This window comes from Candidatus Phytoplasma citri (assembly GCF_002009625.1).
Lineage (GTDB): Bacteria > Bacillota_I > Bacilli_A > Acholeplasmatales > Acholeplasmataceae > Phytoplasma > Phytoplasma citri.
This window is the reverse complement of record NZ_MWKN01000019.1, coordinates 1-1,676: the sequence shown is the minus strand read 5'-3', so window position 1 is coordinate 1,676 and position 1,676 is coordinate 1. Positions and strand designations below refer to the sequence as shown.

Annotated in this window: 2 protein-coding genes; one reads left to right on the top strand and one right to left on the bottom strand. The window is 15.4% G+C overall.

Annotated features, from left to right (window positions below; genetic code table 11):
• Positions 1 to 547: effector (locus tag B2G44_RS00810; protein WP_257616347.1), on the bottom strand; the 547-nt coding region annotated here is incomplete at its 3' end.
• 594 nt (positions 548 to 1,141) lie between these two features.
• Here B2G44_RS00810 and B2G44_RS00805 point away from each other — a divergent pair.
• The gene (locus B2G44_RS00805) at positions 1,142 to 1,516 is read left to right on the top strand and encodes an SVM family protein (RefSeq protein ID WP_078122966.1); all 375 of its coding nucleotides are present in this window, start codon (positions 1,142 to 1,144) and stop codon (positions 1,514 to 1,516) included.
• The last annotated feature ends 160 nt before the right edge of the window (positions 1,517 to 1,676 follow it).

Below are 1,676 nucleotides of genomic sequence, written 5' to 3'. Positions count from 1 at the left end.
GGGTTAGTTTGCTTAAAATTTGGGATTTTGGGTAACCGCTTAAATCGTATAGTGTTTCATGATAAATATTTTTAGATTTGGCTAATTCAATTATTTTTATTTTTGCCTGATGAATTTGATCTTTTTTTGCTTGTATTATTTTTTTCATGTCATCATTTTTTTGTTTCAATTCTTGAAGCTGTTGTTCTTCTATCATTAAAGAAGATTTTTTAAAAGAATAAATTTTATTTTCTATTAATATTTGTTTTTTCAAATCTAATTCTTTTGCGATTCCGACTATTTTATTATTAAAAATTTTTTCTAAATTTTTATAATGACGTAACTCTTTATTTAAAATCAAATAATCTTTTTGATATAAATTTAATTCTTTATCAATTTTTTTAATTTTATTTTGATATTTTATATAAATTTTTTCTATAAAACGTAATAAATGAGAATATTTATTTAAAATTTTCAAGTTTTCTTCTTTTGTAGATTCAGATTTTGGTTGTCCTTGAAGTATTTTGGGAATATGAGTGAAATTATAATTTTGAAGATTATTAAGCATGAAAAATTTATTTTTTTTAACAATTAAAAGATAATAAAATATTGAAATAAAAAGAAGTAATAAAAATATTATTAATAATTTTTTGTTTATTATTTTATTCATTTTTAGATTATTTAATTTCTAATTAAAATTGATTTCTATTAAAAATTTTAACATAAAAAATAAAATGATTATAATATTAATTAGATTTATTAAAAATTTTACATAAAAAATTAAAATAAAAACATTATTTATTTTTATAAATAATAATTTATCTCATTAATGTAAAAAATATATTTTAATTAATAAATATTTTATTTGTTTTACTTTTAATTTAGTTAAGTTTATATTGATAATGAATATATTATTTGATAAAAATTAGTTAATATTTGATCAAAAAGATTTTAAAATTGATGAATCAATATAATATGTTTCCGATATATTTAAAAAAATTATTTTTTTCAAACTAAAATATAATTCTTAAAAACCAAATTTAATTTTTTAAAAAAATAAACATAATAAAACAAATTAATATTAAAATAGTTAATTTAAATATCTTTATATATTATTCTTTTCAATCGAGAAATATACCGACAATAAAAGGAGAGATAGACAATGATTTTAGTAAAAAATAAATTACATTTCTTAAAATTATTTTTAATTATTATTTTAGGTTTATTAATGATGACAAATAATAATCAAGTTATGGCGATAAAAAAACAAGAATTTATCTCTGATAACAAAAATATGAATATAAAATTATTAGAATTATCAATACAACAAAAACAATTAGAAGAAGAAATATATTATTTTAGAAATAATAAAAATCCTGATTTAAATTTGGCGGATACAAAAAAAATTTTAAAATTAGAAGAAAAAAACCTTCAATTAAAAGAAAAAAAATCTGAAATTTACAAAAATATTTCGCAAAAAACAAAAAAAGTAACTTTCAATTTAAAACCATTTATAAAAATTATAGAAACAAAATAATTAAAATTAAAAACCATAAAAAATTCCTCCTATTTCAAGAGGAATTTTTTTATCTATCCAAACTTATTTTTAAAAATAAAAATTATAAAATTTTATATTTTATATATGTTCACAATGATATGAAATAAATAATTTTTGCAAATTTTAAGCAAACTAACCC

Bases quoted from the DNA above. Each gene is read 5' to 3' on its own strand.
- B2G44_RS00805 (WP_078122966.1), top strand. From the start codon at position 1,142: ATGATTTTAGTAAAAAATAAATTACATTTCTTAAAATTATTTTTAATT.